The organism is Falsiroseomonas sp. E2-1-a20, assembly GCF_051433195.1.
GTDB lineage: Bacteria > Pseudomonadota > Alphaproteobacteria > Acetobacterales > Acetobacteraceae > Falsiroseomonas.
Genome location: NZ_JBHMFT010000001.1, coordinates 318,424 through 344,607 on the forward strand (window position 1 = coordinate 318,424; position 26,184 = coordinate 344,607).

At 71.1% G+C, this 26,184-nt stretch carries 25 protein-coding genes and 1 tRNA gene; 14 read left to right on the forward strand and 12 right to left on the reverse strand.

What is annotated here, in order from left to right:
* Positions 1–9: 9 nt before the first annotated feature.
* From ACFHPP_RS01565 to mtgA, 4 genes are all read right to left on the reverse strand, one after another.
* On the reverse strand, positions 10–780 hold the full coding sequence (locus ACFHPP_RS01565; protein ID WP_437161502.1) for an SDR family NAD(P)-dependent oxidoreductase: 771 nt from the start codon (positions 778–780) through the stop codon (positions 10–12).
* Entirely contained in the window at positions 777–1,451 is a 675-nt protein-coding gene (locus ACFHPP_RS01570) for a cyclase family protein (protein WP_437161503.1), read from the reverse strand. The genes ACFHPP_RS01565 and ACFHPP_RS01570 overlap by 4 nt, the downstream gene beginning before the upstream one ends.
* Positions 1,452–2,429: a Bug family tripartite tricarboxylate transporter substrate binding protein gene (locus tag ACFHPP_RS01575; RefSeq protein WP_437161504.1), complete on the reverse strand. Its 978-nt coding sequence runs from the start codon at positions 2,427–2,429 to the stop codon at positions 1,452–1,454.
* A 138-nt stretch (positions 2,430–2,567) separates the two neighbouring features.
* Positions 2,568–3,230 (reverse strand): monofunctional biosynthetic peptidoglycan transglycosylase, encoded by a 663-nt coding sequence (gene mtgA / locus ACFHPP_RS01580; protein ID WP_437161505.1) that lies wholly within the window; start codon positions 3,228–3,230, stop codon positions 2,568–2,570.
* An 89-nt stretch (positions 3,231–3,319) separates the two neighbouring features.
* Between mtgA and ACFHPP_RS01585 the strand changes: the two genes are divergently transcribed.
* The 3 genes from ACFHPP_RS01585 (at position 3,320) to ACFHPP_RS01595 (ending at position 6,721) form a co-directional block, all read left to right on the forward strand.
* Entirely contained in the window at positions 3,320–4,657 is a 1,338-nt protein-coding gene (locus tag ACFHPP_RS01585) for an LLM class flavin-dependent oxidoreductase (RefSeq protein ID WP_437161686.1), read from the forward strand.
* A gap of 5 nt (positions 4,658–4,662) precedes the next feature.
* Positions 4,663–5,838: an MFS transporter gene (locus ACFHPP_RS01590; protein WP_437161506.1), complete on the forward strand. Its 1,176-nt coding sequence runs from the start codon at positions 4,663–4,665 to the stop codon at positions 5,836–5,838.
* A 109-nt stretch (positions 5,839–5,947) separates the two neighbouring features.
* Complete coding sequence (locus ACFHPP_RS01595) at positions 5,948–6,721, forward strand: transglycosylase SLT domain-containing protein (protein ID WP_437161507.1); 774 nt, start codon at positions 5,948–5,950, stop codon at positions 6,719–6,721.
* 7 nt (positions 6,722–6,728) lie between these two features.
* On the opposite strand, the gene ACFHPP_RS01600 is transcribed toward ACFHPP_RS01595, so the two are convergent.
* A complete protein-coding gene (locus ACFHPP_RS01600) occupies positions 6,729–7,703 on the reverse strand; it encodes an NAD-dependent epimerase/dehydratase family protein (RefSeq protein WP_437161508.1) in 975 nt (324 codons plus the stop codon).
* A 145-nt stretch (positions 7,704–7,848) separates the two neighbouring features.
* Here ACFHPP_RS01600 and ACFHPP_RS01605 point away from each other — a divergent pair.
* Positions 7,849–7,923, forward strand: a tRNA-Thr gene (locus tag ACFHPP_RS01605).
* Positions 7,924–7,998: 75 nt separating this feature from the next.
* Here ACFHPP_RS01605 and ACFHPP_RS01610 read toward each other — a convergent pair.
* From ACFHPP_RS01610 to ACFHPP_RS01630, 5 genes are all read right to left on the reverse strand, one after another.
* Positions 7,999–10,440: a S8 family serine peptidase gene (locus ACFHPP_RS01610; RefSeq protein ID WP_437161509.1), complete on the reverse strand. Its 2,442-nt coding sequence runs from the start codon at positions 10,438–10,440 to the stop codon at positions 7,999–8,001.
* Between the two features lie 148 nt (positions 10,441–10,588).
* Positions 10,589–10,963: a phage tail fiber protein gene (locus ACFHPP_RS01615; RefSeq protein WP_437161510.1), complete on the reverse strand. Its 375-nt coding sequence runs from the start codon at positions 10,961–10,963 to the stop codon at positions 10,589–10,591.
* Positions 10,964–10,987: 24 nt separating this feature from the next.
* A complete protein-coding gene (locus ACFHPP_RS01620; RefSeq protein WP_437161511.1) occupies positions 10,988–11,257 on the reverse strand; it encodes a hypothetical protein in 270 nt (89 codons plus the stop codon).
* A gap of 46 nt (positions 11,258–11,303) precedes the next feature.
* Positions 11,304–13,661 (reverse strand): glycosyl hydrolase family 28-related protein, encoded by a 2,358-nt coding sequence (locus ACFHPP_RS01625; protein ID WP_437161512.1) that lies wholly within the window; start codon positions 13,659–13,661, stop codon positions 11,304–11,306.
* A 43-nt stretch (positions 13,662–13,704) separates the two neighbouring features.
* A complete protein-coding gene (locus ACFHPP_RS01630; protein ID WP_437161513.1) occupies positions 13,705–14,355 on the reverse strand; it encodes a hypothetical protein in 651 nt (216 codons plus the stop codon).
* Between the two features lie 278 nt (positions 14,356–14,633).
* Here ACFHPP_RS01630 and ACFHPP_RS01635 point away from each other — a divergent pair, with 278 nt between their 5' ends.
* From ACFHPP_RS01635 to ACFHPP_RS01665, 7 genes are all read left to right on the forward strand, one after another.
* Entirely contained in the window at positions 14,634–15,731 is a 1,098-nt protein-coding gene (locus tag ACFHPP_RS01635) for a polyamine ABC transporter substrate-binding protein (protein WP_437161514.1), read from the forward strand.
* Positions 15,728–16,873 carry an ABC transporter ATP-binding protein gene (locus ACFHPP_RS01640; protein ID WP_437161515.1) on the forward strand — a complete coding sequence of 382 codons (1,146 nt, stop codon included), beginning with the start codon at positions 15,728–15,730 and terminating at the stop codon, positions 16,871–16,873. The genes ACFHPP_RS01635 and ACFHPP_RS01640 overlap by 4 nt, the downstream gene beginning before the upstream one ends.
* Before the next feature lie 47 nt (positions 16,874–16,920).
* Complete coding sequence (locus ACFHPP_RS01645; protein WP_437161516.1) at positions 16,921–17,805, forward strand: ABC transporter permease subunit; 885 nt, start codon at positions 16,921–16,923, stop codon at positions 17,803–17,805.
* Positions 17,802–18,581, forward strand: coding sequence for an ABC transporter permease subunit (locus ACFHPP_RS01650; RefSeq protein WP_437161517.1), 780 nt, complete (start codon positions 17,802–17,804; stop codon positions 18,579–18,581). The genes ACFHPP_RS01645 and ACFHPP_RS01650 overlap by 4 nt, the downstream gene beginning before the upstream one ends.
* Positions 18,582–18,628: 47 nt before the next feature.
* Complete coding sequence (locus tag ACFHPP_RS01655; protein WP_437161518.1) at positions 18,629–18,991, forward strand: hypothetical protein; 363 nt, start codon at positions 18,629–18,631, stop codon at positions 18,989–18,991.
* A gap of 86 nt (positions 18,992–19,077) precedes the next feature.
* Positions 19,078–20,280, forward strand: a complete 1,203-nt coding sequence (locus ACFHPP_RS01660) for a pyridoxal phosphate-dependent aminotransferase (RefSeq protein WP_437161519.1) — start codon at positions 19,078–19,080, stop codon at positions 20,278–20,280.
* Positions 20,277–20,732, forward strand: coding sequence for a GNAT family N-acetyltransferase (locus tag ACFHPP_RS01665; protein ID WP_437161520.1), 456 nt, complete (start codon positions 20,277–20,279; stop codon positions 20,730–20,732). The genes ACFHPP_RS01660 and ACFHPP_RS01665 overlap by 4 nt, the downstream gene beginning before the upstream one ends.
* Here ACFHPP_RS01665 and ACFHPP_RS01670 read toward each other — a convergent pair.
* Positions 20,681–22,384 (reverse strand): sensor histidine kinase, encoded by a 1,704-nt coding sequence (locus ACFHPP_RS01670; protein WP_437161521.1) that lies wholly within the window; start codon positions 22,382–22,384, stop codon positions 20,681–20,683. The genes ACFHPP_RS01665 and ACFHPP_RS01670 overlap by 52 nt on opposite strands.
* Before the next feature lie 190 nt (positions 22,385–22,574).
* Between ACFHPP_RS01670 and ACFHPP_RS01675 the strand changes: the two genes are divergently transcribed.
* From ACFHPP_RS01675 to ACFHPP_RS01685, 3 genes are read left to right on the forward strand one after another with little or no spacing between them, the layout of a single operon-like run.
* Positions 22,575–23,777, forward strand: coding sequence for a pyridoxal phosphate-dependent aminotransferase (locus ACFHPP_RS01675; protein ID WP_437161522.1), 1,203 nt, complete (start codon positions 22,575–22,577; stop codon positions 23,775–23,777).
* A complete protein-coding gene (locus tag ACFHPP_RS01680; RefSeq protein WP_437161523.1) occupies positions 23,774–24,763 on the forward strand; it encodes a GNAT family N-acetyltransferase in 990 nt (329 codons plus the stop codon). Before ACFHPP_RS01675 ends, ACFHPP_RS01680 begins: the two co-directional genes overlap by 4 nt.
* Positions 24,763–25,269: a DinB family protein gene (locus ACFHPP_RS01685; protein WP_437161524.1), complete on the forward strand. Its 507-nt coding sequence runs from the start codon at positions 24,763–24,765 to the stop codon at positions 25,267–25,269. The genes ACFHPP_RS01680 and ACFHPP_RS01685 overlap by 1 nt, the downstream gene beginning before the upstream one ends.
* On the opposite strand, the gene ACFHPP_RS01690 is transcribed toward ACFHPP_RS01685, so the two are convergent.
* Entirely contained in the window at positions 25,250–26,137 is an 888-nt protein-coding gene (locus ACFHPP_RS01690) for an alpha/beta fold hydrolase (RefSeq protein ID WP_437161525.1), read from the reverse strand. The two genes, ACFHPP_RS01685 and ACFHPP_RS01690, sit on opposite strands and share 20 nt — an antisense overlap.
* Between the last annotated feature and the right edge of the window lie 47 nt (positions 26,138–26,184).

The following is a 26,184-nucleotide window of genomic DNA, read 5'->3' on the forward strand; positions in this document are numbered from 1 at the left end:
CTCCCATGTTCATGCGCCCTCGTTGGGGTCGTACATCACGCCCGCGGCCGCGAAGCCGCCATCGACGTTGAGGATATGGCCGGCGATGAAGCCGCATTCGTCGCCGCACAGGAAGGCGACGGCGGCGGCGATCTCGGTCGGCGTCGCGTAGCGCTTCAGCGCCATGCGATCGAGGAAGGCGGCGCGCTGGCGCGGGCCGTGCGCGGTACGCGCGATCTGCGTCGGGCCGGGCGCCACGCCGTTCACCAGGATGCCGAGCGGGGCGAGTTCCACCGCCAGCACTTTCGTCAATGTCTCGATCCCGCCCTTGCTGGCGCCATAGGCGGCGCGGCCGGTGCCGCCAAACTGGCCGGAGACGGAGGAGATGGTGACGATGCGCCCCTCGCCGCCGAGCGCCATGGCGCGGGCGGCGGCCTGGGCGGTGACGAAGCAGCCGACGAGGTTGGTGCGGATCACCTTCATGAAGGAATCGACCGGCATCTCCAGCACCGGCACGCGGTCCGTGATGCCGGCGTTGCAGACGGCGATGCGCAGCGTGCCGAAGCGCGCCTCCGCGGCGGCGACGGCGGCGGCGGCCTCGGCAGGCTCCGCGGCATCCATGCGGAAGGCCAGGGCCTGGCCGCCCTGGCCGGCGATCTCCGCCGCCACGCGCGTCGCGGCGTCGCCATCGAGGTCGGCCACCAGCACCGGCGCGCCATCCCGCGCCAGGCGCATCGCGATGCCGGCACCGATGCCGGACCCGCCGCCGGTGACCAGCGCGGTGCGGCCCTGCAGGCTCACGCCGCATCCTCGATGGCGATGACGCGGGCCGGCGCACCATCCGACTCCGGAAGCCGGATCGGCAGCCCCACCACCTGGTTCCGCGCCTGCGTCAGCGCGCCCATGTTGCAGAGGTATTCGAACATGATGACGCCGCGCGCCAACAGATGAAAATGCGTCACGTGCTCGGGCAGGGGCGGGCGCGGTGCGCCGGTCAGGAAGTTGCGGATGCAGTGGTCCTGCGGGAAGTCGAAGCCCACTGCCTTGATGCCGCGATCGCGCAGCCAGACCGAACCCTCCGCCGTCATCCACGGCGCCTTGAGCCAGAAATCCGGCGAATCGAGGCTGGCGCGCTCGTCCCAGCGCGTGCGGATCAGCGCGAAGTCGCCGCGCCGCAGATGCGCGCCGGCGGCGGCCAGGCGTTCGACCGCGATCGGCGCATCCGCCGGCACGTCGGAGACGTCGAGCACCGCGCCGGCACCGACCGTCATGTCGAGGGTGATCGCATCCGTGGTGAAGCCCTTGGGGTCGACGTGGCGCGGGCTGTCCATGTGGGTGAAGGCGTGCACGTTCCAGCCGGCCCAGGTCGCCTGGCCGGCGCCGGCGTCATGCGACTTGGCCAGGCGGCGTTCCACCGCCCAGCGGAAATGCCCGGTGCGGACCGGCGTCGAGAGGTCGATGTATTTCGGCATCTAGGAATCCCGCCACGGCTGCTGCCGCCAGACGCCGCGCAGCGCATCGGCTTCGCGGAAGACGATGTCGCGGGTTTCCCGCGGCGTGCGGTATTGCAGCGGGATGAACAGTTTTTCGGCTTCCGCAATCCAGGCGGGATCGCGCATCGTGGCGGCGATGGTCTGCTCCAGCCGCCGCAGGATCGGCTCCGGCGTGGCGGCGGGCGCGACCAGGCTGCGCACCACGCCGGTATCCAGTGGGAAGCCGGATTCGCGGAAGGTCGGCACCTCCGGCGTCATGCTGAAACGCTGCGGACCGGCGGAGGCCAGCGGGCGCACGCGGCCATCGCGGATCAGGCCGACACTTTCGCCCATGTTCATCGAGGCCACCTGGATGTGGCCCGCGATCAGCGCCGTGACGGTGGGCGCCTGGCCGGCGTAGGGGATGTGGTTCAGCCGGATGTCGGCGGCACGCGCCAGACCGATCATCAGCAGGTGGTCGTCGGAGCCGATGCCGGCGGTGCCGACCGCGACGGCGCCCGGATTGGCACGGGCGTGGGCCACGAGATCCGCCACGCTGCGCAGCGGGCTGTCGGCCGCCACATGCAGCCCGCCGGGGTCCTCCACGATGGTGCCGAGATAGGCGAAGTCGTCCAGCGTGTAGCGCGGCTGGCGCTCGATGGTGATGGTCTGCAGGCTGGGCGTGATGACGGTGCCGATGGTGTATCCATCCGGCGGCGCGGTCGCCATGGCGGTGTAGCCGATCTCGCCGCCGGCGCCGCCGCGATTGTTGATGACGAAGCGCGAGCCGGGCAGGTGGCGCTGGAAGTGGCTGGTCATGGCGCGCAGGTTGATGTCGGTGCCGCCGCCGGGCGGGAAGGGCACGATGATCTGGATCGGACGCTCCCCGGGCCATCCGCCCTGTGCGGCGGCGATGCGCGGGGCGGCCAGCGATGCCGCAATTCCTGCCAACAGCAGGCTGCGCCGAGGTGCCCTCATGGCCATGCTCCCTTGATGCCGTACCGGATTCTGCGACCGGATGTTGGGCCTGCCGTGGGGAGGCGGCTGGCATGGCGCGGAGACTAGGCATGCGCGCGCCGGCCCGGCAAGCGCGCCACGCCGCGCCGAGCCTCGCTTTCAGTTCGTGCAGGACAGCAGCGGGCCGAGTTGTGCGACGCGGCGCTGGATGGCGGCGGCGCGCTGCGCCAGCCAGGGCGTCGGCGCGCCGGCATCGCGCGTCAGCGGGCTGGGCAGCACCGCGGCCAGCAGCGCCGCCTCCCGCCCCGTCAGCGCGGCCGCCGGCTTGCCGAAATGGGCGCGGGCGGCGGCCTCGGCGCCGTAGATGCCGGGGCCGAATTCGACGATGTTGAGGTAGACCTCGAGCACCCGCCGGCGCGGCCACAGCAGGGCGATCTGCGGCGTCAGCCAGGCCTCGATCACCTTGCGGATGGGGTCGCGGCCGGGCCACAGCAGCAGGTTCTTGGCGGTCTGCATGGTGATGGTGCTGGCGCCGCGCGGGGTTTCGCCATCCTGCCAGGCTTCGAACTGCTCGCGCAGCGCGCCGAAATCGAAGCCCAGCGCCTGGCGGCAGAACAGGTTGTCCTCGGCGGCGATGACCGAATGGGCCAGGGCCGGGGCGATGCGGGAATAGTCCACCCAGTCGCGGTCGATGCCCTGGCCCTGCACGGCGCGGATCAGCATCAGCGGCGTCACCGGCGGCGGCACGAACCGGAACAGCAGGATCAGGGCCAGCGGCGTCACCACCAGCAGCAGCAGGGTAAGGCGGATCAGGCGGCGCATGGCGGCAGGTTCCCCTTTCGGCACGGGCCTGCGAGGCTGCGCCGGTACAACGGAGGAAGCGGCATGTGGATGATAGAGGCAACCCGGCGATGATGCGCCTCAACGCCTTCGACATGGCGACCCCCGGCCACATCCAGCAGGGGATGTGGACGCATCCGCGCGACAACAGCCGGGGCTATGCGCGGCTGGACCACTGGATGGACCTCGCGCGGTTGCTGGAGCGCGGGCTGTTCGACGGCCTGTTCCTGGCCGATGTGCTGGGCGTCTATGACGTGCAGGGCGGCAGCCCGGATGCGGCGCTGCGCGGTGGCGTGCAGGTGCCGCTGCTCGACCCGCTGATGACCATCCCGGCCATGGCGGCGGCCACCACGCATCTCGGCTTCGGCGTCACCTGCAACACGGCGTATGAGCCGCCCTACCTGTTCGCGCGGCGGATGAGCACGCTGGATCACCTGACGCAGGGCCGCATCGGCTGGAACATCGTCACCGGCTACCTCGACAGCGCGGCGCGGGCGCTGGGCTATGCCGAGCAGATGCGCCACGACGACCGCTACGACCTGGCGGATGAATACATGGCCGCCGTCTACGCGCTGTGGGAGGGAAGCTGGGCGGATGACGCGGTGCGGCGCGATGCGGCCGGCGGCGTCTACACCGAGCCTTCCCGCGTGCGTCGCATCCTGCACCAGGGCAAGCAGCACCGGATCGATGCGGTGCACCTGGTGGAGCCCTCCCCGCAGCGCACGCCGGTGCTGTACCAGGCCGGCGCCAGCGAGCGTGGCCGGGCCTTCGCGGGGCAGCATGCGGAATGCGTCTTCGTGAATGGCAGCAACCCGGCGGTGGTGGCGAAGCTGGTGGCGCAGTTGCGCGCGGCGGCGGCGCCCCGGCGCATCCTGGTCTTCGTCGGCGCCACGGTGGTGGTGGGGCGGACGGAGGCCGAGGCGCGCGACCTGCTGGCGGATTACGCCGCGCACGCCAATGCGGAGGCGACGCTGGCGCACGCGTCGGCCTCCCTCGGCATCGACTTTTCCCGGTTTGGCATGGACGAGCCGGTGACGGCGGGGCCGGGCCAGGCGATCCAGTCCAACGTCGCGGCGATGGCGAAGGTGGCGGGGCCGAACTGGACGAAGAGAAAGCTGCTGGAGCAGTCGGTGCTCGGCAGCCGCCAGCCGCCCATCGTCGGCGATCCGGTGCAGGTGGCGGATGCGCTGCAATCCTGGATGCGGACGGCGGATGTGGATGGCTTCAACCTGTCGCGCACCGTGATGCCGGAAGGACTGGAGGCCTTCATCGAGCTGGTGATCCCGGTGCTGCAGGAACGCGGCCTGTACAAGACCGGCTACGCGCCCGGCACGTACCGGGAGAAGCTGTTCGGCGCCGGGCCGCGCCTGCCGGGGGATCACGCCGCGGCGCGGCACCGCTGGGGGTGAGGCGCGTGCCGGGGAAGTGGCGCAACCTGGCCGTCATCACGCTGGCGCAGGTGCTGGCGCTGTCGATCTGGTTTTCCGGGACGGCGGCGGGGCCGGGGATGCTGGCGGAGGCGGGCGGGATCGGCGCCGGCTTCCAGGCGCTGCTGACCAGCGCGGTGCAGGCCGGCTTCGTCTGCGGCACGCTGGCCAGCGCGGCACTGGCGCTGCCGGATCGCTACGACCCGCGCCGTGTCTTCGCGGCCGCGGCGGTGCTGGGTGCCGGCGCCAACGCGCTGATCCTGGTCCTGCCGGTGGGCGGGGAGGCTGCGGTCGTGGCCCGCTTCGTCACCGGCACGGCGCTGGCCGGGGTCTATCCCGTCGGCATGAAGCTGGCCGCCGGCTGGGCGGATCGCGGCGACATGGGGCTGGTGGTGGGGCTGCTGGTCGGCGGGCTGGTGCTGGGCTCGGCCTCGCCGCATCTGGTCAACGCGCTGGGCGGGGTGGAGTGGCGGCTGGTGCTGGCCAGCGCGAGCGGCGCGGCGCTGGCCGGGGCGGCGCTGATGGGGCTGGTGCGGCTCGGCCCGCGCCATGCGCCGGCGCCACCCTTCCGCGCCGCCGCCGCGCTGGAGCTGTGGCGCAACCGCGGCACCAGGCTCGCGACGCTCGGCTACCTCGGCCACATGTGGGAACTCTACGCCATGTGGAGCTGGGTCGGGCTGTTCCTGGCCGCCAGCTTCGCGGCCTGGCGCGGTGGGCCCGCCTCCGCGGGCGAGGCGTCGCTGACGACCTTCGCCGTGATCGCGGTGGGCGCGCTGGGCTCCGTGGCGGCGGGGCTGGTGGCGGACCGGATCGGGCGGGTGCGGGTGACGGTGGCCGCGATGGCGGTCTCCGGCGCCTGCTGCCTGCTGGCGGGGCCGGCCTTCGGGCTGCATCCGGCGTGGGTGACGCTGCTGTGCCTGGTCTGGGGCGTCGCGGTGGTGGCCGATTCGGCACAGTTCTCGGCCAGCGTGGCGGAGCAGTCGGAGCCTGGCCTGACCGGGACGATGCTGACGGTGCAGACCAGCCTCGGCTTCGCGCTGACGCTGGTGACCATCCACCTGATGCCGGTGCTGGTCGCGCGCGCCGGCTGGGGCGGCGCCTTCGCGGTGCTGGCGATCGGGCCGGCGCTGGGCTGCGTCGCCATGCTGCGGCTGCGCCGCTGAGCCTCACTTCTCCGCCAGGATTTGCACCAGGGTTTGCTTCGGCGACGTGTTGATTGGCCGCCCCCATCCCGCTTGCCCTAGCAGCGTCCCAGGCAGCGGGAGACGGATCTTGAAATTGCGCGCCCTCATCGGCTTCGCCTGCGTCATGGTGCCCGGGGTTGCGGCGGCCCAGCCGCCGGCCGGCGAACTCTGCCTGCCCGCGATCGCGACGGCGGAGCGGGAGGGGCGACTGCCGGCACATCTTCTGCGCAGCATCGCCCATGTCGAAAGCGGACGGCGGGACCCGGAGACGGGCCGCTCGGTGCCCTGGCCCTGGGCGATCAACGCCGCCGGCGCCGGGCATTATTTCGAGACGAAGGAAGCTGCGATCGCGGCGGTGCAGGGCTTCCTGGCCAGCGGCATCCGCTCCATCGATGTCGGCTGCGCGCAGGTGAACCTGCTGCACCACCCGGCCGCCTTTGCCTCGCTGGAGGAGGCCTTCGACCCGGCGACCAACACCGCTTACGCCGCGCGATTCCTGAATTCGCTGCGCCGGGCCACGGGAAGCTGGCCGCTCGCCGCCGCCGGCTATCATTCGATGACGCCGACGCTCGGCATTCCCTATGCGCGGCGGGTGATGGCGGTGTGGCCGGGTTCGGCCCGCCACGGGACATTGCCCGAACTCGCCGTGGATGATGCGGCGCCCGCCACGGACTACAGCGCCTATACGCCCGGCTTCGCGGCCGTGGCGCGTCGCATCGATGCGGCGCGGCAGGGTGCGGCACAGGTGCCCGGCCTGCCGCCCGGCCCGGTCTGGATCAACCGGCCGCCGGAGCCGGTGCGGGTGCTGCCGGCAGGATCGCGCTCGGTGGCCGGCGACGGGCCGGGTCGCAACCCGGGCTGAGGCGGCTTCAGGCCGCCGTCGGCACGGCGCGGCGCCACGCCAGGTAGTCGTCCAGCGCCGCCTCCATCCCGAAGCCGGCGCGGAAGCCGGTCAGCGTGGCCAGCGCCTCCGGATCCAGCGGCGCACGGTCGTTCGGCAGCGGCTCGGCGCGCGGATCGGCCGGATCGTGCCGCCAGGCGAGGCCGGGCAGCCGCGTGGCGAGCGCGCCGCACCAGTCGCGCATCGACCAGAGGCCGCCGGTCGGTGTCAGGTGCACCGGGGCGGCGACGGCCCGGCCGTGGTCCAGCACGCTGGCGAGGCCCGCGGCCACGTCGGCGGAATAGACCCAGTCGCGCGGCTTCTCATCGGCGACCACCACCGTCGCGCCACGCAGCGCCGCCTCCGTGATCCGCATGATGGGGGAGGCCACCGGGCGGGCGGGCGTCGCGCGTTCCCAGCGGCCGAAGACGGTGGAAAGGCGCACGGCGGCGACGGCCACGCCGGCTTCGAGCCCGGCCAGCAGCCCCAGCCTTTCTCCGGCGAACTTGGCGACGCCATAGGCGCTGCGCGGGTCCGGGCGGATGGTCGCATCCAGCCGCGCCGCATCGCGCCCCGCGCCGCCGAACACGGCGCCGGAGGAAGCCAGCACCAGGAAGCCGGTACCGGCCGCCTCCGCCGCCGCCACCGCGTGCAGCGGGCCGAGGATGTTCACCTGCGCGGTGCGGATGGCCAGCGCCGTGGGCACGCGGCCGAGCGGGGTCAGCGCCGCCAGGTGCAGGATGGCGCGCGGCCGGTGCTGCGCCACCAGCGCGGCGAAGGCCGCGGCATCGGTGACATCGAGCCGCGCGGTCTGCAACTGGCCGGGCAGGGCGGCGAAGGCGCGCAGCGCCGGCTCGGGCAATGCCTCCAGATCCGCCGCGAGGACGGCATCGCCACGGCGCAGCAGGTGTTCGATGGTGGCGAGGCCGACGAAACCGGCGGCGCCGGTGACAAGGATGCTCATCGGAGCGGGATCTGGGGCATGGGAGGCCTGCTGTGCGGTGATGCGCCAGTGTGCCCCAGGGGCGCCAGGCCGCAAGGGCATCACGGGTGGGGGTTGCGCGCCCGCCCGTCGGCGGCTAGGAACGGCTCGGCCTGCACACCGGTCCGCTGCTGTAGCTCAGTGGTAGAGCACTCCCTTGGTAAGGGAGAGGTCGACAGTTCAATCCTGTCCAGCAGCACCACCGCATCCCGCCCATCCGCCCGCCGAACCGTCCCGCCCCAGTGGCGCGCGGCCTGCGCCGCGCGCGTTCCGTTGGTCAGCCGATCAACTCGGCGACCGAATAGGCCATGCGGCCTTCCGCGACGCCGTAGCGCAGGAAATGATCCAGCGGGTTCATCCCCTCCGCCGCGACGTCGGAATTGGCGGCCAGGTAGCGCGAACTGTCGAAGAAGCCGGAGCTGTCGCGGTCCTCCAGGTGGCCATATCGGGTGAAGTGGTGCAGCGGGTTCATGCCCGCCGACGCGACGTCGGCATAGGTGCCGAGGTACCAGCCGCCGTCGAAGAAGGCGTTGGGGGCACGCCCCTCCAGGCCACCATGCGCCATGTAGTGCAGCCGCGCCGTGTCCAGATTGAACCCTGCAGCGCTGACATCGGCGTTCTGCGACAGGTAGAAACCGGCATCGAAGCCGTCCGGGCCGACGCCGACCGGGCGCCGCGCGGCGGTGTTGCCGTCCTCGAAAACCAGCACCTCGATGCTTCGCAGCACATCGGTACCGGTGCCGGTGAGGATCACGCTGCCATCGGCCTGCTCCAGGATCGCGTGGGCGGAGCGGCTGCCTTCATACAGGGCGGCATCCAGTCCCACGCCGCCATCCAGCAGGTCGTCCCCGCCGCGGCCTGCCAGCAGGTCGTTGCCACGACCGCCATGCAGGTGGTTGGCGGCGTCGTTGCCGAACAGCCGGTCGTTGCCGTCGCCGGTGGTGAGGTTCTCGATCGTGGTTCCCCCGTCGATGCGGAAGCTGGCACCGCCGATGCTGCCCTCGGCGCCGGGGGCAAGATCCACGTGGACCGGGCCCAGGACGGCGGCGGCATTGATGGTGTCCGTCCCGCCATCCGTATCGGCCAGCACGCCGCGCGCCGGGTCCAGCGCGACGAGTTCCGCGTACTGGCTGGTATAGACGTAGCGGTCATCGGCGCTTGCGGCCGCGCCGGCCAGCGTCAGGTTCCAGCCCTCCAGCGTGCCGACCGTCCCGGCCCTGGTATCGACCACCTGCAGCGTCCAGGTGCCGAGTGAGCTTTCGCCATAGACCTGGGTGCTCATCAGCGAAGCCGTGTTGCCGCCGGACACGAAGGTGCCCTTGTCCAGCTCGGTCTGCGGCACGGCGCTGTTCGGCCGGAGCTGGTTGTAGATTTCGTAGTCCGGGTTGTGGATCAGGTAACTGACCGTGCCGTGTGGCGAAACCAGGCGGATCTGCAGGTCGCCGATGGCGCCGTGCGGCAGGTTCACCTCCACCACCGCGGCCTCGACCCGGATGTCGGTCTCGATGGTCACGCTCTGGCTGATGCCGTTCGGATCGGCATCGGGAATCGCCTCGGGGGCATCGCGACCGGCCTGGGCGATTGCCAGGTTCGCGGTGGTGCGTGGGGCGGCATTCCAGGTTTCCGCCAGGCGCACCGCGGCGCGTGCATCGACCTGGCCCAGGCCGAAATCGTGGCTGACGGTCAGCCCGCCGCCGTTCCAGTCCGTGGCGCCATTGGTCACCACCGTCCAGGGGTAGGTGGTGACACGCAGCGCCGCCGCCTCGATCGCCTGCCGCTGCGGGTCCGGCACCTGGCCCGGGATCGTGGGCGTGCCGAGGATGTCGCGGTAGACGTCCTCGATCGTCAGCGGTGCGCCGTGGGTGTCGTAGGCCGACAGCCCGAGGATATCGAAGACGTCCCGGTAGCCGAGCCCGGGATTGGCCTGCAGCACCAGGGCCGCGACGCCGGAGACGATCGGCGTGGCGAAGGATGTGCCATCGGTCAGGCCGTAGCCATGCGTCTCCAGCCCATCGACCCCGAGTACGCGCGCGCCTGGGGCCGCGACGAAGACATTGGCCCCGGGGCTGGAGAAGGCGGCGATGCGGCCATCATGGTCGGTGGCGGCGACGGTGATCTGGTAGGGCGAATTCTGCGCATCGCCGTGCGTTGCCAGCACCACCAGCGAACGCTCGTTGCCCGCGGCAAAGACATGCACGGTGCCGAGGCCGCCGCGCCCGAGCGTCACGCCCGGTGCCAGCGCATCGAGACCGTTGTCAGGCACGGCGAAAACCTCGTTGCCGTAGCTGTTGTTGGTGATGTCGAAGCCGATCGCCGCGTTCAGGCCCTGCGGGATCGTCACGTAGTCGCCATCCGCATCGGCAATGTTGTAGGCGGTGAAGCGGGCGCCGTGGGCGACGCCGACGAGGCCCACGCCATCCAGGGCGGCACCGAGGAAGCCTGCGACCTGCGTGCCGTGCGAGTAGGTGCCGAGGCGCGGCGTCGCATCGCCCAGGCCGGACACGAAGTTGAAGTCGGCCACGGTTTCGTAGTTCGCGGCGAGGTCGGGGTGCAGGTGGAAGACGCCGTCGTCGATGACCACGATGCGCACGCCCTGCCCGGAATAGTCGCGCCAGGCCCCATCGATCCGAATGTCCATGCCGGGCGTGCCACCGGATTGTCCGGTATTCCGCAGGTACCATTGGTCGGCGAACAGCGGGTCGCGGGGCGTGAGGGTCATGACGGGCCGGCTCCATCTCCGATGCCGGACGGTATAAATTATCCTAGGCGTAATCAAGTTACTTAATAACAAATTTTCTTAAGCTTCTCGCGTGCTGCCGGCAGTCGGGCCTGCCTTGGCAGCACGCGGACCTGATCCCGGTCGGTCGTTATTCCGGCGTGACCGTCAAGGCATTTCCGGTGAAGATCGCGACCCCCGGCCCCGCAACCGTGAGCGGCGCCTGCAGCGTCGACCAGGTCAGCGGGTTGCCGCCGGTCACGGCATCGAACAGCCCGATATGCGTCATCGTGCCCGCCGCGCCGGTGAAGGTGAAGCGGATCGCGTCCACGTTGCGCTGCATGCCGGTGCCCGTGAAGGTGGCACGCTGGCGGGCATAGCCGGTGCCGGCGGGCTCACCCGTCAGGCCCGTCGCATCGCTGCCGCCGGTGCCGAGCGCGGCGAAGACGGCGGTCGGCAGCGTCGGCAGCCGGGCACACAGGGCGCGGGCCAGCAGGTTCTTGGCGTGGTCGGTCAGGTCGGTCATCCGGGGGATCCTCCGCAGATAGGGTCAGAAGCTTCCGAGCAGGGCACGGAACAATTCTGGGCCAGCAGGCGAAAGGCCGGGCGGCGCCTCAATGGCGGCGTTGGCGGCCACGCCGACGTAGGCGACGCCGTCGAAGCTGCGCATCGCGGTGCCGGCTGCGGGCAGGAAGCCGCCGATGCGGGGGTCCGGCAGCGCCGCCGGCGCCTCATCCGGCCCGAACCAGCCAAGGGTGCGTAGCGCCGCCGCAGCGGCCTCGGGGGTGCCCTGCCAGGCATGCATCGTCCATTCGTTCATCGTCGATGTCCTGTCGTCTTGAAGGGAAGGGGTGGCGGCCCGCCGGCTACGGCGCCGCGGCGCCGGCCAGCAGCAGCAGCCGGGTGGTGCCGCCGTCCGGGCTGAAGGCGAGCAGCGTGGCCAGGCCGCCGGCGCGGATCTTCGTCAACCCGTCGGGATTGATCGGCGTCGTGCCGGCGAAGCCGGTCATCGTCACGGCAAGGTCGGTGGTGCCGCGATTGACGACCAGGCAACTGAAGCCGTCGCCGGTCGCGGCCCAGTCGATGCTCAGGCTGGTACCGGCATTGGCGCTGACCAGGCGGCCGTTGTGGGCGGCCAGGGTCAACCCCGTGGCGGTGGCGGTCGCCAGCACCGGCAGCCGCCGCGTGGTGAACTGCGCATCGACATAGCCCTTGCTCGCCGCCTGTGTGGCCGCGGTCGGGTCGCCCGGCAGCACCAGCGGCCCGGTGAGGGTCACGGTGCCGGAGGAGGCGACGCGGAAGCGTTCCGCAAGCCCGCCGCCGCCACGGGTTTCCACCACGAAGGCGCCGGCCTCCGCCCCCGTCGTCACCACCTCGCTGATGCCGCCGGCGCGGGCATATTCGGTCTGCGTGCCCGCCGCGTTGCCGCCGCTGAAGGCGAGGCGCCCCAGCGCATGGCCGGCGGCGGGGCTGGTGGAGGCGCGGCGCAGCGTCACCGTCATCGGCGCCGTCATCCCGGATGCGGCGCCGAACACCACGCCGCCATTCGGGTTGCCATCGGCCTCCCCGCCGATGGTCAGCGGCGCCAGCGCGCCGGACCCGACGGTGAGCGAGTAGGTCACCAGCGCATCCTGGTTCTCCAGATCCAGCGCGCCGCCCAGCAGGTCCGTCCGCCGCCGCAGCAGCGCCCGTTCCTGGTCGGCCGAGGAGCCCAGCGCCTGCAGGCGATTGCCGACCAGGGCGATTCGCGCCAGGTCGGCGCCGGTCTGCGCCTCGAAGGTGGTGGAGCGCGTGTCGGAGGCGACGACGGACAGGCTGTCGCCGGCGGTGGCGAGGTAGACGCGCGCCGCCGGCAGGTCGCAGGCCACCAGCGTCAGCCCGCCGTCGAAGACCTCCACCGCCCGGCCACCGCCGCCGCCGCCGACCATGCCGCCGACGAACTGGTTGTCGCCCTGGTTGGCGGCGTTCGAATTGACCCGGATGGCGGTGCCCTGGCTGCTGATGAAGCCACCGACCCACTTGGTGCGGAAGGCGCTGCCCTGGATCAGGGCGCCGACGGTGTTGGGATCGGCGAGCGACAGCAGGTCGTCGACGCTGCAATTGTGCAGCTGGATGGAAGCCGCGCCATTGCCGAGGTCGAAGCCGCGGTCGTAGCCGAAGCTGAAGCAGTTGACGAATTCGGCCACGTCGCTGCTCTCGATGCGGAAGCCGGTGCCGAGGCGCCGGTTGTTCCACACCGCCACGGTGCCGCCGCTGGTCCAGGCGCCGGAGAAGCTCGATCCCTGCAGGTCGATCCGCGTGGTGTCGACGACGGTGGCGAGGAAGCGGTTGTTCGCACCGGGCACGCCGCCCACGCCATAGACGTTGACGATATCGCCCGTCACCAGCCCATGCGCGGCGGAGGTGGTGACGCGCACCGCACCGGCGCCGTTGTTCGCCACCGCCGAGACCGTGCGGGTGACGATGGAGAGGTTCGCCAGGTTGCCCGTCAGGAACGGCCACAGATGCACGTCGTGCACGCGGCTGATGTCGTAGGTGCGGGTCATGAAGATGCCGTTGCGGTTGTCCCCGCGCATCCGGCGCAGGTTCAGCCGCTGGCTGTTGTCGGACCGCACCGCCAGGTCGAAGCCGAGCACCAGCATATCCTCGACCAGCACGTCGTGATGCGTGCCGGAGGCATCGCCGATGGTGATGGCGGTGCCGGCCATGGCGGCGCGCAGGTCGATGGCGGCGCGCATGGTGGTGGGCGGGGCGGGCATGCCGTCGCGGATCAGCGTGATGCCGCGCAGCGTGGAGGCGCGCAGCAACTGCACCGTGCGGTTGGAGGCCACCAGCAGCGTGCCGGGGATGTTGCGGTAGTCGCCCGCCAGGCGCTGGCCGCCGGGGAACTGCACCGGGCCTTCCAGGCAGACATTCTCCTTCACCACCAGGTTCGCGGCGCTGACGCGGTAGCGGCGCGGCCCGAGGCGGACGATGCCGCCACCGCCGGCCACCGCCGCATCGATCGCGGCCTGGATCGCCGCCGTGTCGTCCGTGGTGCCGTTGCCGACGGCGCCGAAGTCGCGGACATGCAGCATGCGTTCGGCATGCACGCCGGCGGTGATCTGGGCGAAGGTGGCGCGCCGGGTCTGGGCTGCGACGCCGCTGCCCTGGACGACGGGGGCGAGGTCGGCGGCGGCGAGCGCCGCGGCGGCGGGCAGGTCGGAGATCTTGGCATCGGCCATGTGTCGGGATTCCTGATCGGGGACGGGAAAGGCGGGCCGAGGCTCAGACCAGGACGCGGTCCCCGCTCTCCAGCAGCAGGCCGCCGCCGGATTGCAGCAGCAGCCCGTAGGGCAGCGTCACGGTGAAGGCGGGGGAGGTGGCGGCGACGCCGGGCTCGCCGGTGGCCTGCACGCGCAGCCGGTAGCCGGTGCCGGCCGCCGGTGCGGCGAAACTGGCGGAGGCGGTGCCGGCGCTGACGGCGGCGAGTGTCGGGCCGCGCACGGTGGCGCCGGCCGCGTCGCTGATGCTGAAGGCGACCTGCGTCACCGGCCCGGCGACGGCCGCCTGCGCCTGCACCGTGCCGCCCGCCAGGATGCCGGCGGCGAGCGGCGCCAGCACCACCGTCATCACCACGCCGCTGGATGCCTGGCGCGCCAGGAAGCGCTGCGCGGCGCGGATCTGCGCGCGGAAGGGCGCCGCGGCGGTGTCCAGCACCAGCCCGGCCGCGACCACGTCGCCGGCCCGCACCGGCAGCAGCGACACGGCATCCGAGGTCAGCGCGATGATGATGTCGCCGGTCTCGAGCCGCGCCGCGGCCGGGCTGAAATAGCCGGCGGCGATCGCGGTCGCGCGGGTGTCCGTGGTGCGATACAGCCACATGGTGAAGCCGCTGTTGCTGAGCAGCGACACCAGGGCGGCGTTGTTGAAGGCCATCGGCGGTTCTCCGGTTCTGAATGCGCGGCGGGCCGGGCGGGCGGCACCCCGTGCGAATGGCTGAGCGGTATATAATCCTAGATAGCGAGCGCGGTAAGGCCGGCGAGGGCCTCTGGGCGGCTCCCGCGACGCAGTTCTCGCCTTGGTGAGGCAGGACTAACGCTGGATTAGGAACAAGTCAAGAACAAATTCCTGCGGTCATTCCGCATTCGTGCCCCCGTGCAGCATCGTGGCCGCGTGTTAGCATTGCCGCCGTTCCGTCTTCGGAGGTGCCCGAGATGCTGCGTCGCCTGGCCCTGCTCGCCACCCTGCTGCTGCCCCTGGCCACGGTGCCGGATGCGCGGGCACAGGACCGCGTGGTCAACGTGTTCAACTGGAACGACTATATCGACCCCTACATGGTGCAGCGCTTCACGCGCGAGACCGGCATCCGCGTGCGCTACGACATCTACGACAGCCTGGAGACGCTGGAGGGCCGGCTGTCCGCCGGGCGCAGCGGCTACGACATCATCGTGCCGACCGGCGAACCCACCTTCTCCCGCCTCGCCCGCGCCGGCGGCCTGCTGCCGCTGGACCGCGCGCTGGTGCCGAACCTGGCGAACCTGGACCCGGCCTTGCAGGCGCAGGTCGCGTCCTCCGACCCTGGCAACCGCTTCGGCGCGCTGTACCTGTGGGGCACGATCGGACTTGGCGTGAACCCGGACCGCGTGCGCGAACTGGCGCCCGACGCGCCGATGGACAGCCTGCGCCTGCTGCTGGACCCGGTGAACGCACGGCGCCTGGCGCGCTGCGGCATCAGCATGATGGACAGCGCCGCGGACGTGATCCCGACCGTGCTGCGCTTCCTCGGCAAGGATCCCAACAGCACCGACGCCGGCGACCTGCGGGAGGTGGAGCGCACGCTGATGGCGGTGAGGCCCTTCATCCGCAACTTCTCGACCGGCGGCACGATCGAGGCCTTGGCCGGCGGCCAGGCCTGCCTCGCCTTCGCCTATTCCGGCGATGCCATCCAGGCCGGCGTTCGCGCGCGGGAAGCCAACCGTGGCGTCACCGTGCAGTACGTGGCGCCACGGGAGGGCGCGCAGTTGTGGTTCGACCTGCTGGCGATCCCGGCCGATGCGCCGAACCCGGCGGAGGCGCATGCCTTCATCAACTTCCTGCTGCAGCCGGACGTGATGGCGGCCATCACCAACCACGTCCGCTACCCCAACGGCGTGCCCGCCAGCCGCGCGCTGGTGGCGCCCGAGGTCGCGAATGATCCCGCCGTGTTCCCGCCCGAGGCGGTGCGCGCCAACTTCTTCACCATCGGCCCCGTCGCGCAGGCCGCGGAGCGTGCCCGCAACCGCATGTGGTCGCGCTTCAAGGCGGGGAGATGAGCCAGCCGGCCAGGCCGGGCGCTGCCGAACCCTGGCGCGACCCGGCCGCCGAGCCCTTCCTGCGTATCGAGAAGCTGACGAAGCGCTTCGGCGATTTCGTCGCGCTGGATGAGGTCAGCCTCCCGATCTACCGCGGCGAGCTGTTCGCGCTGCTCGGCGGCTCCGGCTCCGGCAAGTCCACCCTGCTGCGCTGCCTGGCGGGGTTCCTGGAGCCGGATGCCGGCCGCATCCTGCTCGATGGCCAGGACATGGCGGGCGTGCCGCCGTATCGCCGCCCGGTGAACATGATGTTCCAGTCCTACGCGCTGTTCCCGCACATGACCGTGGCGCAGAACATCGCCTTCGGCCTGAAGCAGGAAGGCGTGCCGAAACCCGTCATCCGCGAGCGTATCGCGGAGATGCTGGCCATGGTGAAGATGGAAGGCTTCGACTCGCGGAAACCGGTCGCGCTGTCCGGCGGCCAGCGCGCCCGCGTGGCGCTGGCCCGAGCGCTGGCAAAGCGGCCGAAGCTGCTGCTGCTGGATGAGCCGCTCTCGGCGCTCGACAAGAACCTGCGCGAGGCCACGCAGTTCGAACTGATGAACATCCAGGAGCGCACCGGCACCACCTTCGTCATCGTCACCCACGACCAGGAGGAGGCGATGACGATGGCGACCCGGCTGGCCGTGATGGACCGCGGCACGCTGGCGCAGGTCGGCACGCCCGGCGAGGTCTACGAATTTCCCAACAGCCGCTTCACCGCCGAATTTTTGGGCACCGCCAACATCCTGGAAGGTGTCGTCGAGGGCGTGGACGCGGAGGGCGTGCGCATCGGCAGCTCGGAGCTGGATTTCGACATCCTCGCGGAGCCAGCGGCCTCCAAGCCGCCCGGCAGCCGCGTCTTCGTGGCGCTGCGGCCGGAGCGGATGCGGATCGAGCGTGCCGCGCCGGATGCGGCGCATGGCGACAACCGCCTGGTCGGGCGCGTACGCGACATCGGCTACTACGGCGACTTCTTCGTCTATTACGTGGTGCTGGATGGCGGCAAGGAGATCCGCGTCAGCCAGCCCAACCTGCGCCGCCGCACCGAACGCCCGGTGGATTGGGAGGACACGGTCGCCATCACCTGGGACCGCCAGGCCAGCATGGTGCTGCCGGAATGACCCGGCCTGCCGGCAAAGCCCTCTCCCCCTCCTATAGGGGGAGAGGGTTGGGTGAGGGGGCACGCCGCGCCCTGGTGCTTGCGCTGCCCTGGGCCTGGATGGGCCTGTTCTTCCTGGTGCCCTTCGCCATCGTGCTGTCCATCGCCTTCGCCGAGCCGGCGGAGGGCCTGCCGCCCTATGCCGCGCTGCTGCGCTGGTCGGGCGAGGCGACCGCCATCCTCCAGCTCAACCTCGCCAATTTCCAGCTGCTGCTGGAGGACCCCTACTACCTCGACGCCTATCTCCGCAGCCTGCGCGTCGCCGCGGTCTCCGCCACGCTGTGCCTCCTGGTCGGCTACCCGATGGCGCTGGCCATCGCCCGCGCCCCGCAGCGGCAAAGGAACCTGCTGCTGATGCTGGTGATCCTGCCGTTCTGGACCAGCTTTCTGCTGCGCGTGACGGCCTGGATCGGCATCCTGCAGGACCAGGGCTGGCTGAATGGCCTGCTGCTGGGCCTCGGCCTGATCGCGGAGCCGATCCAGCTGCTCTACACCGATGCGGCGATGTATCTCGGCATCACCTATTGCTACCTGCCCTTCATGGTGCTGCCGCTCTACGCCACCCTGTCGAAGCTGGATCCCTCGCTGCTGGAGGCCGCCGAAGACCTTGGTGCGCCGCCGTGGCGCGCCTTCCTGGCGGTGACGCTGCCGCTGTCCATGCCCGGCATCGTTGCCGGCTTCCTGCTGGTGTTCATCCCGGTCGTCGGCGAGTTCGTCATCCCCGAACTGCTCGGCGGCCCCGGCGCGCAGCTCATCGGCCGCGTGCTCTGGACCGAGTTCTTCCAGAACCGCGACTGGCCGCTGGCCTCCGCGCTGGCCATCGTGCTGCTGCTCGCGCTGGTGGTGCCCATCGCCGTGTTCCAGGCGCGCGCGGCGCGGGAGGGGCAGCGGTGAAGCGCCTTGCCATCCCGCTCGCGCTGGGCTTCGCCTTCCTGTACCTGCCGATCCTGTTGATGGCGCTGTTCTCCTTCAACGACAGCCGCATGGTCACCAGCTTCACCGGCTTTTCGCTGCGCTGGTACGAGAGCCTGTGGCGCAACGAGGTGCTGATGGGCGCGCTCGGCCTTTCGCTGCGCATCGCCGCCATCTCCGCCACCATGGCCACCATCCTCGGCGTACTCGCCGGCTTCGCGCTGGCCCGCTTCGGGCGGTTCCGCGGGCGGGCGGGCTTCGGCGCGTTGATGGCGGCGCCGCTGGTGATGCCGGAGGTGATCACCGGCCTGTCGCTGCTGCTGCTGTTCGTGGCGCTGGAACCGCTGTTCGGCTGGCCCGCCGGCCGCGGCGCCAGCACCATCGCCATCGCCCACGCCACCTTCGGCGCGGCCTATGTCGCGGTGGTGGTGCAGTCCCGCCTGGCGGATTTCGACCTGAGCCTGGAGGAGGCGGCGCTCGACCTCGGCGCGCGGCCCTGGACCGTGTTCCTGCGGATCACCCTGCCGCTGATCGCGCCGGGCATCGCCGCCGGCTGGTTGCTGGCCTTCACCCTGTCGCTGGACGACCTGGTGATCGCCAGCTTCGTCTCCGGCCCCGGCGCCTCCACCCTGCCGATGGTGATCTTCTCCTCCGTCCGCCTCGGCCTGACGCCGGAATTGTATGCGCTGGCGACGGTGCTGGTCGTGGTGGTCGGCGCCGGCATGGCGCTGGCGCTGCGCTTCATACGTCCGCGATAACGGCGCCGCGCCATGGCATTGCCCGAATGGCAATGCATATGGGGTGCATGCGCCGCATCGCCCTGCTGCTGGTCCTGCTCCCCCTCCTCGCGGGTTGTGCCGAGCGCTGGTCGCGCCCCGGCACCTCGGAGGAAGCATCCGACGCCATGAACGCCGCCTGCGGCAACGAGGCGCAGCTGGCGGTGCCGCCGCACATGGTCTGGCAGATGGTGGAACCCGCGCGGATCGAACGCGACCGCCGCTGCTGGCGCGACGGCAACCGGGAACACTGCCGCGTCACGGAACGCTTCCGGCCGGCCCGCTACGACATGGTGGACCTCGCCATCAGCGCCCGCGAGCAGCACCGCACCGCCTGCATGCGCGAGAAGGGCTTCACCTTCGAGGGCTACCGGCCGCTTCGCCTGAACTAGAGTCCGGATGGACGCGCCCTTCGGCCTTCGGTAGGAAAAGCGCGCCCGCCCAGTCACGGGGCCGGGCAGGGACCCCGGGAACCGTCATGAACCTCATCGCCGACCGCCTCAACCGCATCTCGCCCTCGCAGACCATTGCCATGACCGGCAAGGCGCGCGCGCTGAAGGCGCAGGGCCGGGACATCATTTCGCTCTCCGTCGGCGAGCCGGATTTCGAGACGCCGCGCAACGTCAAGGACGCCGCCATCGCCGCCATCGAGCGGGGCGAGACGCGCTACACCGATGTCGCCGGCACGATGGAGCTGCGCCAGGCGGTCTGCCAGAAGTTCAAGCGCGACAGCGGCATCGACTACAAGCCGGAGGAGATCCTGGTCGCCACCGGCGGCAAGCAGGTGATCTTCGACGCGCTGGTCGCCACCATCAATGCCGGCGACGAGGCCATCATCCCCGCCCCCTGCTGGGTGTCCTACCCGGACATCGTGGCGCTGGCGGAAGGCACGCCCGTCATCGTCCCCTGCGGCCCGAACCAGGGTTTCCGCATGACGGGCGAGCAGCTCGAGGCCGCGATCACGCCGAAGACCAAGTGGCTGATCCTGAACAACCCCTGCAATCCGACCGGCGCCGGCTACAACGCCGCCCAGCTCAAGGAGCTGACGGATGTGCTGCTGCGCCACCCGGATGTCTGGATCTTCTCCGACGACATCTACGAGAAGCTCGCCTATGACGGCATGAAGCCGGCCACGATCGTCGAGGTCGAGCCCCGCCTGCGCGACCGCACCGTGACCATGAACGGCTGCTCCAAGGCCTATGCCATGACCGGCTGGCGCATCGGCTTCGCCGGCGCGCCGCTCCAACTCATCAAGGCGATGGACAAGCTGCAGAGCCAGTCCACCTCCAACACCAGCAGCATCAGCCAGGCCGCGGCGATCGAGGCGCTGACCGGCCCGCAGGACAGCGTCGAGGAAATGCGCCAGGCGTTTGAGCGCCGCCGCAACCTGGTGGTCGGCATGCTGAACCAGGCCGCCGGGATGCGTTGCGCGACGCCCGAGGGCGCCTTCTACGTGTTCCCGGACGTGCGCGGCTGCCTCGGCAAGACCAGCGCCGGTGGCGCGAAGATCGACAGCGACGAGGCGTTCTGCCTGGCGCTGCTGGATGAGACCGGCGTGGCGACGGTGCACGGCGCCGCCTTCATGTTCCCGGGCCACATCCGCATCAGCTACGCGACCGACGATGCGACGCTGACGGAGGCCTGCACCCGCATCCAGGATTTCTGCGCCAAGCTGACGTGACGCCGGCCTTCAGCCTCCGCCCCGCGGCGGAGGCGGATTTCGAGGCGCTGCTGGACCTGTCGATCCGCGTCATGCGGGCGCATCTGGAGCGTCTCGGCCGCTACGACCCGGCCCGCCGCCGCGCCCGGATGCGGGCCGCCTTCGAGGGCGGCGGGATGCGGGTGATCGAGGTCCAGGGGCTGGCCGCCGGCTGCATCGGAATCGAGCCGGGGCCGGAGGGCGTGGAACTGCACAGCCTGTACCTGGAGCCCACCCTGCAAGGGCGGGGCCTGGGCGCCGCGGTGGTCGCCGATGTCCTGGCCCGGCATGCCGGCGCGGCCTTCCGCATCGAGGTCCTGAAGCAGAGCCCGGCGCGCCGATTCTGGGAACGCCAGGGATTCCTCCTGGTGGGCGAACAGCCCTATGACTGGCTGCTGGCCAGGCCGGCCAGCGGCTTGTCGCCGGCGCCGTAGCAGGACCGCCCCGCCGCCGCCGGCGCCGCAGGCTTGGCGGGGGCCGCGCCGGCCGGCAGGAAGACGATCCGCGCCACCAGCCCATCGGGCGCGAAGTCCAGCGTCGTCGTCGGCATGTGGCCCAGGTCGGTCGGCAGCCCGCGTTCCAGCAACCTGGTGCCGAAGCCACGCCGCTGCGGCGGCGCGGCGATGCGAGGACCACCGACCTCCTGCCACAGGATCTCGACCCGCCCCTGCGCGACCGCCTGCCGCCGCAGCCGGACGAAGCCCCCCTGCACCGACAGCGCGCCGTATTTCGCGGCATTGGTCGCCAGTTCATGCAGCGCCAGCACCAGCGCCTGCGCCTGTCGGGGCGAGACGATGAACCGGCCTCCGCCCTCCAGGCGCACCTGCTGGTCGTCATTCTGCCAGGGTGCCAGCGCGGCGCGCAGCACCTCGTCCAGCTCCGCCTCCACCCAGCCCACCTGGGTCAGCAGGTCATGCGCGCGCGCCAGGCTGCGCAGCCGGCCGCGGAAGTCCCCGGCGAAGCGATGCGGGTCGGCGCCGGCGCTGCGCAGGGTCTGGTCCGCCACGGATTGCACGCTGGCCAGCATGTTTTTCACCCGGTGGTTCAACTCCGCCACCAGGACCGCCTGGTGTTCCTCCGCCACCTGCCGCTGCCGGGCCTCCCGCCGCAGGGTCGCCGCCACCTCCTCCACCTCCCGGAAGCCGGGATCGGCGGCCGCCTCGCCGCGGCCAAGGGCGGAGAGCACGCCGATGGTCCGGCCCAGCCGGCGGCCCAGCAACAGGGCGGCGATCAGCCCGATGGCGGTGATCGTCGCCCCGATCGGCACCACCTGCCACAGCGCGGCCCGGAACGGCGCGGCGAAGGCGTCCGCGGGCACGGAAGCCGCGGCGACATAGCCGCTGAGCGCGGCCCGGGCGTAGGCCACCACCACCCGCTGGCCATGGATGTTCCGCGCCGCGCCCGACATGGCGCCCTCCCCGACCCGCAGCGCCGCCTCCCGCAGGGCCGGCGGGGCCTGCTGGCCTACCAAGGCGCCGTCATCCCCGGTGCGGGCGACGAACCGCATCTCGCGGTCGAACACCACGCCGGTCAGCCCATCCGTCAGCCGGTTCTGCACGACCAGCGCCGCCAGCCTCTCCCGCGGCAGGGTTGTGGCGAGAAGGTTGCTGGGCGTCATGCCGCCGGGCGGGATGATCGGCAGGGTGATGCTGATCGCGGCCCCGCCCAGGCTCGAGGAGTAGATCAGGTTGGAGATGGTGGGCTGCGCCTGCGCCCCGGTCGGGCCGGTCCCGACGCGGTCCGGCGCATCCATCGGGCCCAGGCCCGGCATGCGGATCATGATGCTGAGCGGCGCGCCATCCGGCCCGATCAGGCCGATGGGCGTGCCGTGGAAGCTGCGCGCCGCGGCCTGCAGTTCCAGCTCGAAGCGGTCCATCTCGCCACGCGCCAGGCTTTCCGATCCGGCCAGGGTGCGGAGCATCGCAAGGCTCTGCAGGAATTCGTGGTCCACCGCCGCCGCCAGCGTGCGCGCCTGGCCGACCAGGCTGACCCGCGCCCGTTCCAGCGCCGCCTGCTGGACCAGCCAGACCGAAAGGCCGGTCAGGCTCAGCAGCAGCAGCGCCACCACCCCGATGACAGCCATCATGCGTCCCCTCAGGCTGGGGAGCCGCGGCGCCGGGCGCCCGGCTTGGTCGACGCGAGGGGCATTGGATGCCATCTACAAAATGTTCCACCTTCTCGACTTGACGGCAAGCGTGCGGCGAGGTGGCGAGCCTTGGCGCATCCCGCCGCACGGCCTAACCTGGGCGCCCACCCTTGCAGGACCAGTCCGGACCATGCCCGCCCTTGCCAAGCGCCTCGACGACATTGCCATTTCCGCCTCCGCGGTGATGACCACCCGGGGGCGCGAGCTTGCGGCACAGGGCATCAAGGTGATCAGCCTGGCGATCGGGGAGCCGGATTTCGACACCCCCCGCCACGCGATCGACGCCGCCTACCAGGCCGCGCTGTCGGGCGACACCAAGTACCCGCCGCAGGACGGCACCAAGGCGCTGAAGCAGGCGGTGCAGCGCAAGTTCAAGCGCGACAACAACCTGGACTACGCGATGGACGAGATCATGGTCTCGAACGGCGGCAAGCAGGTCATCATGAACGCGCTGTTCGGCACCTGCGACCCGGGCGACGAGGTGCTGATTCCGGCGCCGTTCTGGATTTCCTACGCCGACATGGTGAAGCTGGCGACGGGCAAGCCCGTGCCGGTGAACTGCCCGCAGAACAACGGCTTCAAGCTGCGGCCGGAGGATCTGGAAGCCGCGATCACGCCCAGGACCAAGTGGCTGATCCTGAACTTCCCGAACAACCCGACCGGCGCCGCCTGTTCCCGTGCGGAGATGACGGCGCTGGCCGAGGTGCTGCTGCGCCACCCGCATGTCTGGGTGCTGACCGACGACATGTACGAGCACATGGTCTATGACGGCTTCGATTTCTGCACGATCGCGGAGGTCGAGCCGCGTCTCAAGGATCGCGTGCTGACGGTCAACGGCGTGTCCAAGACCTATGCGATGACCGGCTGGCGCGTCGGCTTCTGCGGCGGCCCCAAGCCCCTGATCGCGGCGATGGTGAACATGCAGAGCCAGCTGACCTCCGGCATCAGCACCGTGGGCCAGGCCGCCGCCGTCGCGGCGCTGGATGGGCCGCAGGACCTGGTCAAGGAACGCGCGCTGATCTACCGCCAGCGCCGCGACCTGGTGGTGGACATGCTGAACCAGGCGCCGGGTATTTCCTGCCACAAGCCGGAGGGCGCCTTCTACGTCTTCCCGAACATCGCCGGCTGCCTCGGCAAGACCAGCAAGGGCGGCCGCAGGATCGAGACGGACACGGATTTCGCGCTGGCGCTGCTCGAGGAGGCGCATGTCGCGCTGGTGCAGGGCGCCGCCTATGGCATGAGCCCCTATGTCCGCGTCTCCTACGCCACCGACACGGACAGCCTGCGCGAGGCCTGCACGCGCATCCAGGAGTTCTGCAAAGGCCTCGCATGATTCTCCGAGACGGCCGCGATTCCGACGCCGAGGGCTTCATTGCCCTCGTCGGCAATTGCTGGGCGGAATACCCGAACTGCGTGCTGGACGTGGATGGGGAGGTGCCGGAACTGCGGCACCTCGCCACCTATTTCGCCGAGGCCGGCGGTGCGCTGTGGGCGGCGGAGCGGGACGGCCGCATCATCGGCATGGCGGCGACGCGACCGCTCGGCGATGACGCGGCGTGGGAAATCTGCCGCGTCTACGTGGCGAAGGATGCGCGCGGCACCGGCCTCGCCCAGAGGCTGCTGACGTCGGCGGAGACGCATGCGCGCGACGCCGGCGCGGAACGCCTGGTGCTGTGGACCGATACGCGGTTCGAGCCAGCGCACCGCTTCTACGAAAAGACCGGCTATGTCCGCCAGGGTTCCATCCGCATCCTGGACGACATCTCGAACAGCCTGGAGTTCCGTTACACCAAGCCGCTGCGCGGCCTCGTCGTCGAAGCGCTGGATGCCGCCGCGGCGGCGAGTGCGGAGGCGCAGCTGGCGCGCATCCTGGTGAACTGCGTCGCGGCCGGCGCCAGTGTCTCGTTCTTCCCGCCACTTGCGCCCACGCTGGCGCGGGATTTCTGGAAGCGCGTGTCCTCCGACGTGGCACTCGGGAAGCGCGTGCTGCTGGCGGCCTGGATGGACGGGGTGCTGGTCGGCACCGTGCAACTGCTGCTCGACACGCCGCAGAACCAGCCGCACCGCGCCGATGTGGCGAAGCTGCTGGTGGACCCCGCCGCCCGCCGCCGCGGCGTCGCCCGCGCCCTGATGCGCCGTGCCGAACAGGCCGCGCGCGGCCATGGCCGGCGCCTGCTGGTGCTGGACACCGCGAACGGGGAGGGCGCGGAGGCGCTGTACCGCGAACTCGGGTGGGTCGAATTCGGGACCATCCCCGGCTACGCGCTGTGGCCGGATGGCAGTCCCTGCGACACCGTCTTCTTCTGGAAGCACGTCTAATGGTGACCCCCGCCTGGTGCCACCTGATGGCAACCTACAATGCCGAGATGAACCGCCGGATCTACGCCGCGGCGGGCACGTTGACGGAGGCGCAGCGGCGGGAGGATCGCGGCGCCTTCTTCGGCTCCATCCATGGCACGCTGAGCCACCTGATGTGGGGCGACGCCACCTGGATGGCCCGCTTCGCCGGCTGGCCCGCGCCCGAAGGTGGCATCAAGGACAGCCCGCGGCTCCATCCGCAGTGGGCCGCGATGCGCGCGGCGCGCATCGGCCTGGATACGCGCATCACCGCCTGGATGGCGACGCTCGACCCTGCCGCGCTGTCCGGCTCGCTGGGCTGGTACAGCGGCGCGATGCAGCGGGAGGTCAGCCGGCCGCGCTGGGTGCTGCTGACGCATTTCTTCAACCACCAGACGCATCACCGCGGCCAGGTCCATGCGCTGCTGACCGGCCTGGGCGCCGTCACCGGCGACACCGACCTTCCGTTCATCCTGCCGTTCGACTGAGAAATCCATCGAGCGACGCCAGCACCTCCGCCGGCGTTTCCTCCGCCAGGTAGTGCCCCGAATCCACCGCATGGCCGCTGACCTCGGCGTTCGAGTAATCCCGCCACACGGCCAGCGCGTCGTACCACACCGCGATCTTGCCCTTGGCGCCCCACAGCACCAGCAGCGGGCATTGCAGCTTCTGCCCGGCGGCGCGGCTTGCGCGGTCGTGCCGCAGGTCGATGCCGGTCGCGGCGCGATAATCCTCGCAGATGCCCATCACCGTGCCGGGCTGGTGCAGCGCCGCGATGTAGTCCGCACGCGCCTCGGGGGCGAAGACATCGCCCTGCGGTGCCCGTGTCGTGTGGCTCGCGAACCAGTCCTCCACGTCCCGCAGGATCATGCGCTCCGGCCTGGGATGCGGCTGTGCCAGGAAGAACCAGTGGTGGTAGCCCATGGCGAAGTCCATGTTCGCCGTCTCGAAGTGATGCAGCGTCGGCACGATGTCCATGACGCAAAGCCGTTGCACCGCCTCCGGCGCATCCAGCGCCAGCCGGTGTGCGACGCGCGCGCCACGGTCATGCGCCACCACCTGGAACCGTTCGAAGCCGAGGCCGCGCATCAACGCCAGCATGTCGGCTGCCATCACCCGCTTCGCATAGGCGCCGCTGTCCGGTGAGGCCGGCGGCTTGTCGCTGAAGCCGTAGCCGCGCAGATCGGGGCACACCACGGTGAAGCGCTTCGCAAGTTCCGGCGCGACAAGGTGCCACATCGCATGCGTCTGCGGATTGCCGTGCAGCAGCAGCAGCGGCGGGCCTTCGCCGCCACGCCGCAGCCGCAGCGTGATGCCATTCGCCTCGCGCCGTTCCTCGATGAAACCCTCGAACATCGCATCCCCCCGTGGGTTGACCGCGGCTTGCCGCACCCGCAGCCTTC